General features: G+C 68.4%; 15 protein-coding genes. 5 read left to right on the top strand and 10 right to left on the bottom strand.

Features of this window, described 5'->3' with window-relative positions; all coding sequences use genetic code 11:
• The first annotated feature begins 23 nt into the window (after nt 1–23).
• Nucleotides 24–848, top strand: a complete 825-nt coding sequence (mftM, locus tag PSR88_RS30850) for a mycofactocin oligosaccharide methyltransferase MftM (protein WP_016883271.1) — start codon at nt 24–26, stop codon at nt 846–848.
• Between the two features lie 5 nt (nt 849–853).
• Here the strand turns inward: mftM and PSR88_RS30845 are convergent, their stop codons facing one another.
• Nucleotides 854–2,140 carry an HNH endonuclease gene (locus tag PSR88_RS30845; protein WP_016883272.1) on the bottom strand — a complete coding sequence of 429 codons (1,287 nt, stop codon included), beginning with the start codon at nt 2,138–2,140 and terminating at the stop codon, nt 854–856.
• A 294-nt stretch (nt 2,141–2,434) separates the two neighbouring features.
• Between PSR88_RS30845 and PSR88_RS30840 the strand changes: the two genes are divergently transcribed.
• On the top strand, nt 2,435–2,890 hold the full coding sequence (locus tag PSR88_RS30840) for a hypothetical protein (protein ID WP_016883273.1): 456 nt from the start codon (nt 2,435–2,437) through the stop codon (nt 2,888–2,890).
• 20 nt (nt 2,891–2,910) lie between these two features.
• Here PSR88_RS30840 and PSR88_RS30835 read toward each other — a convergent pair whose 3' ends face one another.
• Nucleotides 2,911–3,069 (bottom strand): hypothetical protein, encoded by a 159-nt coding sequence (locus PSR88_RS30835; protein ID WP_009479305.1) that lies wholly within the window; start codon nt 3,067–3,069, stop codon nt 2,911–2,913.
• A gap of 42 nt (nt 3,070–3,111) precedes the next feature.
• Between PSR88_RS30835 and PSR88_RS30830 the strand changes: the two genes are divergently transcribed.
• Together PSR88_RS30830 and PSR88_RS30825 are read left to right on the top strand one after the other, a co-directional pair.
• Entirely contained in the window at nt 3,112–3,414 is a 303-nt protein-coding gene (locus tag PSR88_RS30830; protein WP_016883274.1) for a putative quinol monooxygenase, read from the top strand.
• 44 nt (nt 3,415–3,458) lie between these two features.
• A complete protein-coding gene (locus PSR88_RS30825; protein ID WP_051004179.1) occupies nt 3,459–4,031 on the top strand; it encodes a putative immunity protein in 573 nt (190 codons plus the stop codon).
• On the opposite strand, the gene PSR88_RS30820 is transcribed toward PSR88_RS30825, so the two are convergent.
• The 8 genes from PSR88_RS30820 to mdo all read right to left on the bottom strand — a co-directional run bounded on the left by PSR88_RS30820 (nt 4,018) and on the right by mdo (nt 14,066).
• Nucleotides 4,018–5,682 (bottom strand): ABC transporter permease, encoded by a 1,665-nt coding sequence (locus PSR88_RS30820; protein WP_016883276.1) that lies wholly within the window; start codon nt 5,680–5,682, stop codon nt 4,018–4,020. The two genes, PSR88_RS30825 and PSR88_RS30820, sit on opposite strands and share 14 nt — an antisense overlap.
• Nucleotides 5,679–6,614, bottom strand: a complete 936-nt coding sequence (locus PSR88_RS30815) for an ATP-binding cassette domain-containing protein (protein ID WP_016883277.1) — start codon at nt 6,612–6,614, stop codon at nt 5,679–5,681. The genes PSR88_RS30820 and PSR88_RS30815 overlap by 4 nt, the downstream gene beginning before the upstream one ends.
• A 70-nt stretch (nt 6,615–6,684) precedes the next feature.
• Nucleotides 6,685–7,371, bottom strand: coding sequence for a MadR family response regulator transcription factor (locus tag PSR88_RS30810; protein ID WP_016883278.1), 687 nt, complete (start codon nt 7,369–7,371; stop codon nt 6,685–6,687).
• On the bottom strand, nt 7,368–8,708 hold the full coding sequence (locus tag PSR88_RS30805) for a MadS family sensor histidine kinase (protein WP_016883279.1): 1,341 nt from the start codon (nt 8,706–8,708) through the stop codon (nt 7,368–7,370). Before PSR88_RS30805 ends, PSR88_RS30810 begins: the two co-directional genes overlap by 4 nt.
• 4 nt (nt 8,709–8,712) lie before the next feature.
• Nucleotides 8,713–9,900, bottom strand: coding sequence for an iron-containing alcohol dehydrogenase (locus tag PSR88_RS30800; protein WP_317569181.1), 1,188 nt, complete (start codon nt 9,898–9,900; stop codon nt 8,713–8,715).
• A 139-nt stretch (nt 9,901–10,039) separates the two neighbouring features.
• Entirely contained in the window at nt 10,040–11,578 is a 1,539-nt protein-coding gene (gene madC, locus PSR88_RS30795) for a MadC family VWA domain-containing protein (protein ID WP_016883280.1), read from the bottom strand.
• Between the two features lie 2 nt (nt 11,579–11,580).
• Nucleotides 11,581–12,687: a MadB family AAA-type ATPase gene (locus tag PSR88_RS30790; protein WP_009479296.1), complete on the bottom strand. Its 1,107-nt coding sequence runs from the start codon at nt 12,685–12,687 to the stop codon at nt 11,581–11,583.
• Between the two features lie 107 nt (nt 12,688–12,794).
• A complete protein-coding gene (gene mdo / locus PSR88_RS30785) occupies nt 12,795–14,066 on the bottom strand; it encodes an NDMA-dependent methanol dehydrogenase (RefSeq protein WP_005239439.1) in 1,272 nt (423 codons plus the stop codon).
• 322 nt (nt 14,067–14,388) lie between these two features.
• On the opposite strand from mdo, the gene PSR88_RS30780 reads away from it, so the two are divergent.
• Nucleotides 14,389–15,444 (top strand): ferredoxin--NADP reductase, encoded by a 1,056-nt coding sequence (locus tag PSR88_RS30780; protein WP_009479295.1) that lies wholly within the window; start codon nt 14,389–14,391, stop codon nt 15,442–15,444.

The following is a 15,444-nucleotide window of genomic DNA, read 5'->3' as shown; positions in this document are numbered from 1 at the left end:
ACCTCTCGGCAAGGTTGCCTCGAATGACTTCCACTCTCGACACGCCCCCTTTCGACTCCCTTGCACCGTGCGAATCCGGGCTGTGGTCACATGGTCATGTCACGGTCGAGCGGGTCGCGGCCGGGCCGCTCACACTCACCCGTGACGGCGACCAGCTGCGGGTGACGCACGCCCTGACACCCGACGATCTGAGCGAACGACTCGTCGCCTCGGTCACCGCGTCCATCGAGGACGCCGACTTCGGCCAGGACGAATTCGAATCGACCATGGTGGGACTGGTTCGCTCTACCGTCGACGGTGCGCTCGAAGCGTGGACCGTCTACTACCGCAACTCCATGAACGAACTGCTGGACGGCGCCGCCGACTTCGCACCGATCCACGAGAAGGCGGAACAACTGGTCCGCGGTTCGGTCCTCGACCTCGGGTCGTGCTTCGGATTCCTTCCGCTCCGACTCGCCCGCGCCGGTCGGTCCGTCACGGCAACCGACATCCTGCCCGGCACCATGACCCTCCTCGACGCCGTGGCACTGCAACTCGGCCTCGATCTGCGCACCCTCGTCTGCGACGCCGCGCACGTGCCGGTTCCCGACAACAGCGCCGACACCGTCACCGCAATCCACCTCCTCGAACACGTCGACGAAAACATCGGGGCCGCAGTGATATCCGAAGCCCTCCGCGTTGCCCGCGAGCGGGTTGTCGTCGCCGTCCCCTACGAGGACGAGGCAACGGCCTGCCACGGACACATCCGCACGTTCGACACCCCGTCGCTCACGAAGCTCGGTGAATCGACGGGACGCCCGTTCGAGGTGTTCGAGCACCACGGCGGCTGGCTCGTGATCGACTGCTGACCACCTCACGACGCCCACAGATGCGCCGGGGTCGGGAGCGGCGGCGCGGTTGATCGGTAGTGGTGCCCGGTCGGGGTGCCGAGGTCGATGAGGTGGGTGCCGCCGGGATTGCGTACGGGGCGGGCGGACCATCCGTCGCCCTCCTTCGCATAATTGCAGGCCTCGCAGAGGCCGGTCCCGTTGTCCGCCGTCGTGGCACCGGATTCTCGGTGTGAGCGGATGTGGTCGTGATGCCGGATCGGCGCGTCACACCACGGGGTGCGGCACGTTCGGTCCCGCAGATCGATCAGTGTGGCGAGGCTTTTCGGGAACGTGCGCGACTGCGATTCCATCGCGGTCAACGCCCCCGACTGCGGGCACGCATACACCCGCCGCAACGACGTCGTGTCACTGTCGACGGCGTCGGCCACCAACTGCCGGGCGATTCCCGCCGGCACCGGCCCGAACCCCTGCAAGTGCGCGGCCTCGTGACCGCCCGCCAGCAGGGTCTCGTCCGAGAGCACCAGATTCACCGCCACGGGAACACCCGACGCCACCGCGTGCCCGGTGCCGCGGTCGAACAACAAGTCCACCATCAGCTGATTGCGGGTGCGGCCGCCGCTGTTCCCGGTTGCGATGAGACTGTCCGCATCCCGACCCAGCGTGGCCTGCAAACACACCGCCTGCTCCACCGGCATCAGCACGCTGAGATACGCCATCGAGTCCGGCGCCGGCCGTGTCGTCACCCGACGCTCCGATACCGCCTTACGATGCCGGGCCACGACCGCCGCGGCATCGAGTTCCACCGCCAATGCTTTCGCCCGTGCGATCAGACCGCGGTCGCCGACGCCGTCGAGAGTGGCCGGGTCCGAGCACAACCGACGGTCCACGATCGCCCGATCGGCCGCGGACAGGCAGGCTGTTTCGCGCACTAGCAGGGTGGCTCGCCATTCGTTCAGCCGGCCGGTCTGCAACAGGGCAAGGGTGTGCGGCATCTCGTGCACCAACGCCCGAGCGAACCCGAGATGCCGACCACCACGGTTCGGGGATTCCCTGCGCGCCAACGCAATCTGCGACGCAATGCCGCGGTCCCACTCCACCCGCGGCAAACCTCGAGCTCTGCGGTCCGCACGTATCTGCGTGGCGATGTCGTCGGTGATCACCGCCTGCACCGCACACCCGACCGACTTCAACGCCTCGATTGCATCGAGCCACTCGATCCCCAACCCAGTGTCCACACCCGCCTCGACACTTCGCAGCCGCGCCGCGAATACACGCAACTCCTCCAGATCCGGCGCCACCAATCCCCCCACAACCAACCTCCCCCAAGGTCATTCGAAACTTTGTTCGATTCTAGCCCCCGAACACGACCACAGCAATAGAAAGCTCCGACAGACCCGTCGCGCAGGCGCGAGACCCGCTCCCCGACGCTGGAGCCGGTGTTGGTCACGCAGCCCCGGAGTGATCGTCGCCAACTCGAGCGTCGCGACCGTCCGCGACCTCGACGGCACCACCGCACGGCTAACGAAATCCGATGCCGCAGCGACAGAAGCACCATACGGACCCGATCGTCAGAAGCGGGGCCGCCGGACCCGAAGGAGTATCCGATGACCCAAAGGATCCGCAGGTTCCTCGCCGGAGCGGCCGCGTCGTCCGCCCTTGCCGCCGCGGTGGTCGCGGTTGCCGCCGCACCCGCACAGGCCGAACCCTCGGCCGACTGTCACACCGGCACCACGCCCACATCGGGCACCTCGCACTGCACGGCGCAGGGCGTGCCCGATGGCATGACTGCGGTCCACATCGGCACCGTCGAGTGCTTCGGCCTGACGCCACGAGCGATTCCGGGACCCGGGGGTGTCTCGGACATTCCGTGGATTCAGGGCTATCGCCGCGATGGCCTGTGGGTGCCGACGGGGACACCGTCGACCGGATCGTGCGTCGGCGGGATCGGTGCCCCGTGGTGGGAGGTCGGCGTCTCGACGGGCGCCTTCACTACGTGCGGGCTGCAGGAGGGGATCGTCACCTATGTCAGCGTCGGCTGCAATCCGATCCGCCCCCAGTAGGGCACACGGACCGTCAGCGATTACGGAATGCGGTCGGCGAGGATCTGCTCGCGGAGTATGTCGGCGTGGTCGTCGAGCATGGATGCGATGGTGTCGGAACGGGCGAGGGTGAACGACTGGTCGGGAGTGCTCGCGATGAGAGGTGCTGTGGCGAAGACACGTCCCGGCCCGAAGTACACCCGACCGGCTCGACACGAGGACGCCAGGAAGAGAAGCGGACCATGGTCATCGTCGCAGGACACATCACCGTCGAACCGCAGCAGCGCGAGTCCTATATCGCAGGCTGCGTGAGCGTCGTCGAACAGGCACGCGGCTCCGCGGGTTGCCTCGACTTCGCCATCTCCGCCGACCTGATCGACCCCGGTCGCATCAACGTTGTCGAGCGCTGGGAGTTGCAAGCGGCGGTCGACACTTTCCGCGGCAGCGGCCCGAGCGACGAGCAAGGCGCGGACATGCTGTCGGCGTCGGTGGCCGAGTACGACGTCGCCGACGTGCGGACCCTGTTCGGGGAAGACACAGCGTGAACGCGCGGTACGGCACACCGGCCCCGATGGTCGAAAATGGAACGATGGCAGGGGAAGCGAACGAGATCGTTCTGAGCACGCAGGAACTTCGTGAGGTCACCGCATTCGCCGTCGGGTGTGCGGAGGTGGTCCTCGAGATATTCGAGGCCGATCAGCCGCACGACTCGCGGCCCCGAGACGCGATCACGGCTGCGTGGGAATTCGCGCGGGGTGCTGAACGCGGCAAGTCTCTGCGCGACACAGCGTGGGCCGCGCTCGCGGCAGCCAAGGGCACCGACACTGTGGCTGCGCGCGAGGCAGCGTGGGCAGCGATGTCTGCGGCAGGCGCCGCCTATCTGCATCCGTTGGCCAAGGCCACCCAGGTCAAACATGTTCTCGGAGCAGGCGCTCACGCGGCCAGAGCCGCCGAACTCGTCGCCGGTGACGATCGGACCGTCGGTGCCGGGCACGTCGTGCAAGCGGTGCTTCGTGCGACACTGGTCGTCGTCGATGTGCTCGAACGCTTCCCCGCGGCACCGGGAGGTGGTGGACGGGTCGGTGAGTTGATCCGCATGCTGGACACCGACCTTCGCCGCCGACCGCCGGCCCAGCCTCCCTGTTCCGCTACGAGTTCGTGAGGTCGCGCCGACGGAACAGCACCACTCCGACGGCACCCACGCCGAGGGCGATCACCGCGAGCGAAATCAGCGGAGTGGCCGTCACGTCCGCGGCGGGAACGGGCGGGACGTGCGTGAACGGCGACAGATCGCGGACCGCCTGAGGCAGCCCGAGCAGTGGTCCGAGGAAACCGAAGATCAGGCAGACAGCGAGCACACCCCAGGAGAGCCCGGCCGACCAGGCCGGGACGCCGCCGAACACCAGCACCACCAATGCCGCGACCACCCCGATCGCCGGTACGAAGACGAGGGCGGCCCCCGTGAGGTGCACGACCTTCCCCGGCGCGTCCTCGGTCACCAGACCGTACGCGAGCCCGGTCGCCGCCCCGGTCAGCGTCTGCAGGACGACGATGCCGACGGTGACCAGGCCGACGTGCGCCAGCATCCACCGCGGACGCGAGACCGCTGTCGCGAGAACGGGTTCGAGTCGACCCGCCGACTCCTCTCCGCGCATCCGCAGCAATGCCTGGACGGCGTAGCCTGCGACCGCGATCGCCATCATGCCGAAGATGGCGGCGAAGTAGGCGTCGACCATGTTCGTCGTGCCGCCGCCGAGCTGTTCCATCATGTCGGCCACCTGCTCGCCCTCGCCGAGGAAGTCGTCGATCTGCTCTGCGATCGCGCCGTACACCACGGCGAGGACAGCGATTCCGAATGCCCACCAGAACAGGATTGTCCGTTGTATCCGCCACGCCGATCCGACCGCCGTCGGCAGCGAACGGGACGCGCGGGCGGGGCCCGGGCGGGTCGGGACGAGCCCCGAGCCGACATCGCGGTGTTCTGTGAGGGCGAAGCCGACCGAGCCGACCGCGAGTGCGAACACGACGGGGAGCACCAGCACCCACCCGGCGTTGTCGTCGTACGGACGGACCTGCTCGGCCCAGCCGATCGGCGACACCCACGTCGGCCAGCCGCTCACCACCCGCGTGCCGTTGTCCGTCACGGTTCCCGTCATGTCCCCCACCGCACGCAACAGGAATGCCACGCCCAGGGCGGCCCCGGCCAGTCCGTTGGCGGTGCGGGCACTGTCCGTCACCTGCGCCGTCACCGCGGCGATCGCCGCGAACGCGATACCGGCACCGGCGACGGCCGCGCCGAGCGCCACCGACCCGTCCAGCGGCAGACCCGCCGCCACCAGCACGACGACGTTGAGCAGTCCGAGAGCAAGGTTCGCACCGACCGCGACCACCAGGGCTGCGGTGAGCAGTGCCTTCCGGCCCACCACGGCGGCCTCGACGAGTTCGGCGCGGCCGGTCTCCTCGTTCTGGCGGGTGTGCCGCACGACCAGCAGTGTGGTCATCAGGCCGGCGGCCAGCGACAGTGGCATGACGATCTGACAGGCGAGCACGGCGCCGGCACTGTACCCCGACACGAGACCGTTGGTGGCCAGCGCGACCGGCGACGCCGCAGTGGCCATAGCGAAACTGCGAAGGTCGGGCTCCGTGGGATACAGTCCGAGCACGCTCGATGCCGAGAATGCCTGCAGCGCTGCGAGAGCGAGCAGCCACACCGGCAACTGGATGCGGTCGCGGCGCAGGGCGAGCCGCACGAGCCGGGCGGTTCCCGCATACTGGCCGCGGCCCGCCGTGGACGGCGCCGTCACCGTGCTCACGGCGTCCGCGTCCCGGACTCGGCCCGCCGATGGTTCTCGCCCTCTCGGGCCAGTTCGTCCCCGTAGTGCCGGAGGAACAACTCTTCCAGCGTCGGTGGCGTCGACGTCAGCGACGTGATGCCGAACGTCAGCAGGTGGCGCAGCACCCCGTCGATCGCGCTGGTATCCACCTCGCACCGGGTGTGCAGGCCGTCGACTCGCACGTCGTACACCCCGTCGACGGCGTCGAGCCCGGTCACCGGCCGCTGCGTCTCGGCGGTGATCGACGTGCGCGTGAGGTGACGCAGTTCCGCGAGGGTGCCGGTCTCCACGGTCCGGCCCTCGCGGATGATGCTCACCCGATCGCATAACGCCTCGACCTCCGCGAGGATGTGACTCGACAGCAGGACCGTCTTCCCCGCGTCGGACATTTCCTCGACGCAGTCCTGGAACACCGACTCCATCAACGGATCCAGCCCGGACGTGGGTTCGTCGAGCACGTACAGTTCGACGTCCGACGCGAACGCGGCCACCAGTGCGACCTTCTGCCGATTGCCCTTCGAGTACGTGCGTGCCTTCTTCGTCGGATCGAGTTCGAATCGCTCGAGGAGTTCCGCGCGCCGCGGCTCGTCCAGCCCGCCGCGCAACCCCGCGAGGAGGTCGATCGCCTCCCCGCCGCTGAGGTTGGGCCACAGGTTCACGTCACCGGGAACGTAGGCGAGCCGCCGGTGCAACGACACGGAGTCGCGCCACGGGTCGCCGCCGAGGAGGTGCGCACTGCCCGAGTCGGCGCGCAGCAGGCCGAGCAGGACCCGGATGGTTGTCGACTTGCCGGACCCGTTGGGGCCGAGGAATCCGTGCACCTCCCCCGTCCCCACCTCGAGGTCGAGGCCGTCGAGTGCGCGGGTCGGCCCGAACGTCTTGACGAGATTCTCCACCGAGATCGCAGCCATGATGGGGACGCTACGCCGGTTCGCGGGTGGTCACGACGGGTTCCGCTGCCCCCGCCGCGACGGGGCCGGATCAGATCAGACCGAGTTTGCCCGCCTCGTACACGGCCTCCGCACGGCGGCCGACGTCGAGTTTGCGCATGATGTTGCTGACGTGAAATTTCACCGTCGTAGCCGAGATGAACAGCCGCTCGCCGATTTTCGCATTCGACAGACCCTTGGCGAGGAGCTGCAGGACCTCGAGTTCACGTTCGGTGAGCCCGTCCCGCGGCGTCGTCTGCCCGTTGAGCGAGCGGATCACCGCCGACGCGCTGCGTGAATCGAATGCGCTCTCGCCGCGGGATACGGCGCGGATGGCGCGGACCAGTTCGGTGGTGTCGACATCCTTGACCACGTATCCGCGGGCGCCGGCTTGGATGGCGCGGACTACGAGTTGCTCGTCGAGGAACGTCGTGAGCACGAGCAGTCCCATCGTGCCGTCCGCGGCGGACAGCTGGGCGCACAGTGCCAGCCCCTCGTAGTCGGAGGCCGCCGACAGCTTCAGGTCCATCAGCACGACGTCCGGCGCGACGTCACCGACGACGGCCAGCGCCTCCTGCATGGACGACGCCTCCCCGACGACCTCGAGATCCGGCTCCCGTTCGAGGACCGATCGCAGACCCTGACGGAGAATCGCGTGGTCGTCGACGAGCACGAGCTTCACCACCGAGGTGGGGCGAGCGGACCCGGCCTGGTCACGCACCGCGGTTCGTATGGTCATCGGTCCACCTCACTGTCGGAATATAACGGGATCCGGGCAGCCACCCGGACCCCGCCGATCCTGGCCCGCGCCACTTCGAGGGTGCCGCCCAATTCGGCTGCCCGGGCCTGCATGTTCGCCAACCCGCGGTGGTGCCCGTCGAGGTCGTTGTTCGCCGCCATCCGCAGCATCAGTCGCATCCGCTTGGGATCTCCGTCTCCGTCGTCGGCGACGGAGAGCAGCACCGAATCGGCCGAATACGTGAGTCGCAGGACGGCGCGCGTCGCGTGGGCGTGGACGGCCGCGTTGAACAGTGCCTCGCCGGCGATCCTCAGCAGCGCGTGTTCCCGGTCGCTGGACAGCTCGGCGGGTGTGCCGCCGACGCGGACGGTGACCGCGAGTTCGTCGGGCATGTGCACGACCCCGAGTTGCTCGAGCATTTCGGGCAGGGACGTCCGGTCGGATCCCCCGGAGTGGTTGAGCGCGTAGATGGCCGAGCGCAACTGCTCCACGGCGCGGCGCGTCAATTCCTTGGCAAGATCGAGCCTCTCACTGCGTTCGTCGTCCGGGACACCGCTGCGGCACACCTCGATCTGCATGCCCGCCGACAGCACCGCCTGCGTGACACTGTCGTGGAGTTCGCGGGCGATCCGGTGCCGTTCCTCGTCGAGCACCTGGTGCCGGTGCGCCGCCCCGAGTTGACGCTGGGTGGATTCGAGTTCGGCGTTGCGCACCGCGAGATCGGAGGCGGTGCGGCGCGCCTCCGAGTACGCGTGCTCGGCCCGCTCGAGCAGCAGCTGTCCCCGCTGGTAGAGCGCCGAATTCTGCAGTGCCACGGCGGTCTGACTCGCGAGGATGCTGAGGACCGCGCCGTCGGTGGTGTCGAGAGTGCGGTGCTCGGCCGTCCAGGCCGCGAAGGCTCCCACGACGCCACCCTCGAGGACGATCGGCACGAAGGCGTGGTGCGCGTCGATGACGGGAGCGCCCCCGGTGCGCGCGGACCGGATGTCGGCCAGACACGTCACGACCTCGTCCGGCAGCGGTGGGCCCTCGACGTCGTCGACGAGGAACGGCGTCGCGTCCGGCCCCAGGACCAGCCGGCGCGGGCCGGCGTCGGGCAGCATGCCGTCGGCGAGGGCGAACGCGACCCATCGCGCGTCCAGGTGCGCCCGGGCCGCCTCGGCGACCGCGCAGATGAGGGTCTCGGGGCCCTCCACCGTACGGACGAGGGCCCGTGAGATGAGTTCCAGCGCGTGGACGACCCGTTCGAGACGTTCTGCGGCGCCACGATATTGGGGGTAGAACGTCGGCTTGCCGGACCGCAGTCCGGTGAGCGTCGACAGGTCCGGGGCGTTCACGGGCTCACAGCGCAGTCCGGAACAGCGCCACCATCTGCTCCTGGGTGGCCGTGCGTGGGTTGGTGGACATGCAGGCGTCGCGGAGGGCGAACTCGGCCAGGCGTGTCAGGTCGGCTTCGCGAACTCCCAGCTGCCCCAGACCTTTCGGCACTCCGACCTCGCGGGCGAGGCGTTCCACCCGGTCCGCGACCGCGAGAGCGGCCTCCTCGGGTGTTCCGCGACGCTCCTCGAGACCGAGCGCCGCGGCGATGGCGACGAACGGGGTGGCGTCGTCGGTGGCGTTGAATCGGATGACGTGCGGGAGAAGGATGCCGTTGATGACACCGTGCGGCAGGTCGAGCAGTCCCCCGACCTGATGGCTCATCGCGTGCGCGGCACCGAGGATCGCATTGGTGAACGCAAGCCCGGCTTCGAGACTCGCCTGCGCCATGACGGCACGCGACTCCATCTCCATCGGCTCCTCGATGGTGCGGACGAGGGTGTCGGTGACCAGTCCGACCGCGCGGAGCGCATGGTGGTCGGTGAGCGGGTTGTGGGCCAGCGACACGAACGCCTCGATGCCGTGAGTGAGCGCGTCCAGGCCCGTCGCGGCGTTGAGCCAGTCCGGCATGGTGGTCAGCAGCCGGGGGTCGATCACGGTCACGTCCGGCACGAGCGCGCGGCCGATGATGGTGATCTTGGTGCCCCGCCTCGTGTCCGTGACGATGCAGAACTGCGACACGTCGGCGCCCGTTCCCGACGTGGACGGCACCATCACCAGCGGCGGGATCGGACTGGTGGCCTGGTCGACTCCCTCGTAGTCGAGGATGTTGCCCCCGTTCGCGGCGAGCACCGCGATGCCCTTCGTCGCGTCGATGACGGAGCCGCCGCCCAGCGCGACGAGGACATCGCACTCGCCCTCGCGATACGCGTCGTGCCCGGCCGCGATCTCGTGGTCCTTGGGGTTGGGCGTCAACGCGCTCCACACGACGGGGGTGAGGCCCTGTTCGCGCAGCTGATCCTGGAGTTCGGCGGCCCAGCCGGCGTCGATCAGACCGGGATCGGTGACGAGCATCGGCCTCGATCCGCCGAGGCGGAGTACGGCATGCGCGGCCTCGACCATGGACCCGATACCGAACACGATCTCGGGTGCGTGGAATTTCACCAGCCTGCCCGGGGCGGTGGTGCGGGTGGACGGATAGGACACGGACAAGTCGACACTCCTCCCGACACCTGCGTGCATGTGATCCAGATTACAAGACTCTGACCTAGACCCTACGGTCCGGGACGAGCCCCCACACCCGCCGAAGGACAGGTGCGGTACCTGCCCGATCGGGTAGGTAGCGGGGTTCTCACCGCAACGCGTGCCCCAGCTCGGCGGCGCGGGACATCAGCTGGGCGGCATCCCGCGCGACGACGACACGGTCGCAGATGTCCGCGTACTCCGGCATCGCGCACGACGCCTGGTTCCAGTACCGCTCGGGTTCCGGCGTGATCCAGGCCAGCCGGTGGACCTTGCGACGCAGTTCGGCGAATTCGTCGACACCCGGCGGCAGGCCGTTGCACCGCCCGTCGCCGACGACGACCACAGAGGTGCGGGAGTTCACGTCGGTGCCGAACTCGGTCAGCACGTCGGCGAACACCCGGCCGTAGTCGCTGCTCGCCTCCAGGTCGATGCGCGGGTCGGCGAGCACCGACGCGAGCGCGTCGTCGTCGGTCCCGGCGAGGAGGGTGTCCGTGACGTCGACGGGCCGGTCCACGAACGCCAGGACCTGGCAGCGGCTCGCCCGGCGATGCATGGCCTGCGCCAGCCGGAGTGTGAAGGCGGTGACGGGTCGTACCGACAGCGACACGTCCGCGAGGATCAGCACCCGCACCCGGTCCGGGCGGGGCGCCTTCACCATGAGATGGAACGGTATGCCCTCGGTCCGCAGGCTCGCGCGCACGGTCCGTCGCATGTCGAGCCTGCCCCGCGCGAGTTCGCGCGGCCGGGGGCGCGACGGCCCGCGCATCCGCCGAAGCACCTCGTAGCACGCCTGATTCACTTCGGCGCGGGTCGTGGCCGCCACCGCGCCGCTCGTGGTCTCCGGTCCTTTTTCGGGTCCGCCGGTCAGGTCCCGGGCGTCCGCCAGCGCGTCGACGAAGGCCTCGACCGCCTCCGCCAGCCGGTTCAACTGGGCCGCGGTGAGTGGTTCGGCCCCATCGGAATCGGCATAGACCGTGCTCGGGTCGTAGGCGTCGAGCCACGCGAGGATCGACTCCGGATCGTCCCAGGACAACGATCCGACGACGGCACCGCTCGTCGCCGACGCCAGGTCCCCGACGGCGGTGCTCGCCGCCCGCTCGACCTCCACCGTGTAGGTGACACCGCGTCGTCCGGATTCGGCTTCCGAATCGACGGACAGATCCGCGTCGCTCGACGTCATGCTGACATCGTCGTCGTCCTTGTGGGGGTTGAACCCCTTCTGTGCCTCGGGGGTGTCGAAGTGGTCGCCCACCTCTGCGGCGCGCTCATTGTATTCGGCGTATCGCGCCGTCTCCGCGTTGTCCGCGACCTCCAGCGCGGTGGGCAGGCCCTCCGCGAACTCGGTCCGGGACGGTGCACGCACGTCGTCGGGTGCCGCGTCGGCGACCGATGCGAAGAACACGTCGAAGGCGCGGTCGAAACCCGCTTGCTCGTACGTGTACTTCGCGCACACCGCACGCAGCGACGCCCTCAGCGTGGGCAGGTCCCGGCCGCCGATCAGGCCGAACACCCGGCGAACCTCGATGACCTCGGCCGGGGACGCGGCGACACCGTAGCGGCGCAACACCTTTCCGAAGGACGCCGCGAGCACGTCGAGGAGTTGCGCGGGAAGGGACCGGGAAGGGTCGGGCTGCGGGTGGAGCATCGTCAGCGCCTGCCCTGCCGACCCGCGCCGATGCCGCCGCGGTCGCGACCGCCGTGCCCGCGGAACACCGCGGTGGTGGTGTTGGCCGGCCGCGATGCGACCGTCACCCGCTCCACCGGCCCGGCCGGAGCGGTCTCGCCGTCGTCCGCCGGGAACGGCCGTTCGCCGGAGAGCCGGGTGCGGACCAGTTCGACGTCGCTGGTGTATTTGAGCAGGGCGGTGAGCAGGATGTCGCGGACCGCGGCCTGCGAACTCACGGCCACTCCGGTCGACTTCAGGACCACCGCCGCACGGGCCGCGTCGATGACCTCCGCGATGGACGGACTCTTGCGGAGCGGCAACTGCCGCAACGTGCGAGCCAGATCCACCACGTCCGCCGCGACGGCCTCCTCGACCTCGGGGGCCTTGGCCGTCACGATGTCCCGCTCACGCTGTGGTGTCGGGTAGCCGAGGTGGTAGTGCAGGCAACGACGCTTGAGTGCGGGTGACAGTTCGCGAGTGTCGTTGGACGTCAGGATCACCCACGGCGCCGACCGCGCGGTGAACGTCCCCACTTCTGGGATGGTGACCTGCCCCTCCGCGAGAACTTCGAGGAGCAGCGCCTCCATCGACTCCTCGGTGCGGTCCACCTCGTCGACGAGCAGCACCACCGGTTCCGGTGACAGGATCGCCTCGAGCAGAGGACGGACCGACAGGAACTTCTCCGAATACAACCCGAAATCCTGCGCGGCCAGGAACTGCGACGCCTCGGCGACGTCGTCGAACGCGGCCATCTTCTCGCCGATGCGGTCGCGCAACATCTGCACGTGCAGAAGCTGTTTCGCGTAGTCCCACTCGTACAGGGCCCGGTTGTCGTCGAGACCTTCGTAGCACTGCAGCCGCACGAGCTTGCGCCCCGACGCCTCGGCCAGCGACTTCGCCAGCTCCGTCTTGCCGACGCCGGCCGGCCCCTCCAGCAGCAGCGGACGTTCGAGGGCGGTCGCCAGGTGGACGACCACCGCGAACTCGTCGTCGGCGATGTAGTCGACCTCGCGCAACGCCTCCTTCAGTTCCGCGCCGTCGGCGAAGCGGATGTCCTCCGGTTCGGGGGCTGTGTGCGGTGCAGTCATGATCGGGGCGTCCGTCCTTCGTCAGCGGTGTGGTGGTGGGAACGCATCCGGGGCGGGGCCGGGCTGGGGTGTGGCTCCCGCCCCGGACGCGAGTTTCGGTGAGCCGGTCAGTACGCGCTGTTGATCGCGTGATCGACCACGGGGAGCATCGACTCGACCGTCACCTCGCGCGGGTTGCCCGGCGTGCACCAGTCGCCCTGGATGTGCTCGGAGATGGCCCGCACGGTCTTCTCGTCGCCCCGGATGGTGTCACCGCGACCCTCGTACTTCTTGGTGTTCATCTGGTTCTTGTCGTACGAGTCGGTGCGAACCTGACCGAAGTTGTCCGGAATGCCGACGTCCTTCGCCAGGCGGATGGCCGCCTCGACCGCAGCGTCCGCGGCCTGCACCGTGGTGAGGTTGCGGGTGTCGACCCCCAGCGCCCCGGCCAGCTGGGCGTAGCGCTCGTACCGCGACGGCAGGTTGTACTCCCAGACGCGGGGCAGGGCGATCGCGTTGTTCAGACCGTGGTGGCTGTCGAAGAACGCGCTGACCGCGTGCGAGATGGAGTGCACGATGCCGAGACCGCCGGAGTTGAATGCCTGGCCGGCGATGTACTGCGCGTTCATCATTCCCTCGCGGGCCTTCAGGTTGCGCGGCTCGAACACGGCCTCGCGCAGGTTCTTCGCGACGAGTTCCACCGAATACAACGCATTGCCGAGCGACGGCGCGAAGTCGAGACGCGACACGTACGGCTCACTGCCGTGCGCGAGGACGTCGAATCCGCAGTACGCCGTGAAGTGCTGGGGGCAGGTGTAGTACAGCAGCGGGTCGTCGATCGCGAGGGTCACGATGGTCGCCTCGTCGAATCCCACCCACTTGTGCGGGTTGTTCATGTCCGACGTGTCGGTGATGACGTACGCCCATGACGTCTCCGAACCCGTACCGGCCGTGGTGGATACGGCGATGTGGGGCGGGTTCTCCTTGTTGGTGGACTTCGCGAATCCCTCGAACTCGTTGATGTTGCGGCCGTCGTGCGCGACCACCACACGGGCGCCCTTGGCGGCGTCGTGGCTCGAGCCGCCGCCGACGGAGATGATCGAGTCGCACTTCTCCTTCTGGTAGAGCGCTGCCGCCTCCATGACGTTGTAGTCCTTGGGATTGGACTCGACCTTGTCGTAGAGCACGACCTCGACGCCCTGGTACTCGATCTTGCCGACCAGTTCCTCGATGATGCCCGAGCCGCGCAGGCCCGTGGTCATGAGCAGGGTCCTCTTGAATCCGAGGTTCTTCGCCTCGACGCCGATGATGTCGTGGGCGCCCACTCCCATCAGTGCCCGCGGGAACGGGTGGAATTCCTTGATGGGGAAGTCCCAGATCTGGTTGAGCTCGATGGCCATGGCCGTCTCCTCGATTAGTCGATGTCGGATCTGAAGCGTTGTGGAAGGGGACGCACTCGATGTGATCGGCGTCTCACCTGGAACCCACTGTGACCTAGTTCGGGCCCCGGTTACAGGCCTGCGAGGCCGAACCGTCCGACCGCGGCGCACAAACTGCCCGAACGGGCAGGTACGGCCGGGCCGAGCCGGAGAGGGCGGCACTCGATAGGCTGTCCCCTTCATGCGGAGTCCACCCGCTAGGCAAAAACTAGAACCTGTTCTATATTTGGAGCAGGCAAGCGAGCGTTCCGGCGCTGCGGAGTACGGAAGGACTGCACACACGATGACGACTGTCGAGGTGCCACACAGCTCACGATCGGTGGTGCTCACCGTGTCGGGCGTGGTCGAGGAAACCCCCGACTCCCTGTCACTGGTCTTCGACGTCCCTGCAGACCTCGCCGACAAGTTCGCCTACAAACCGGGCCAGTTCCTCACCCTGCGCATCCCCAGCGACCGCACGGGATCGGTCGCCCGGTGCTACTCGCTGGCCAGCTCACCGTTCACCGACGACGCGCCCAAGGTGACCGTCAAGCGGACCGCCGAGGGCTACGGGTCCAACTGGCTCTGCGACAACGTCGCCGTCGGCGACACCATCGAGGTCCTCCCCCCGTCGGGAGTGTTCACCCCCAAGTCGCTGGACCACGACTTCCTGCTGTTCGCGGCAGGCAGCGGCATCACCCCGGTGATCTCGATCCTCAAGTCCGCCCTCACCGAGGGGTCCGGCAAGGTCGTGCTCTTCTACGCCAACCGCGACGAGAAGTCGGTCATCTTCGCCGAGGAACTCCGCACACTCGCGAGCCGGTACCCGTCACGGCTCGTGTCCATCCACTGGCTCGAGACGGTTCAGGGACTGCCCGGCGTCGATCAGCTCGCCTCCGCCGTCGCGCCCTACCTCGGGCACGAAGCGTTCATGTGCGGACCGGCGCCGTTCATGGACACCATCCACAAGGCCCTCGCCGACGCCGGGATGCCCCGCAGCCAGGTGCACGCCGAAGTGTTCAACTCGCTGGCCGGCGACCCGTTCCGTGACGCCGACGTCGTGGAGGTCACCGAGGACGAGGCCGCCGACGCCGCCACCGTGGAAGTGGAACTCGACGGCGAGATCCACAACCTCAGCTGGCCCCGCAAGCAGACCCTCGTCGACATCATGCTGGCCAAGGGAATCGACGTCCCCTACTCCTGCCAGGAGGGCGAGTGCGGATCCTGTGCGTGCACCGTGCTCGAGGGCAAGGTCGAGATGGAGAACAGCGAAATCCTCGACCCCGAGGACATCGAGAGCGGCTACATCCTGGGTTGCCAAGCCCGTCCGGTCACCGATCACCTCAAGATCGAATTCTGA

Source organism: Rhodococcus sp. DK176, assembly GCF_038447315.2.
Taxonomy (GTDB): Bacteria; Actinomycetota; Actinomycetes; order Mycobacteriales; family Mycobacteriaceae; genus Rhodococcus_F; species Rhodococcus_F jostii_A.
This window is presented reverse-complemented; position numbering and strand designations above follow the sequence as displayed.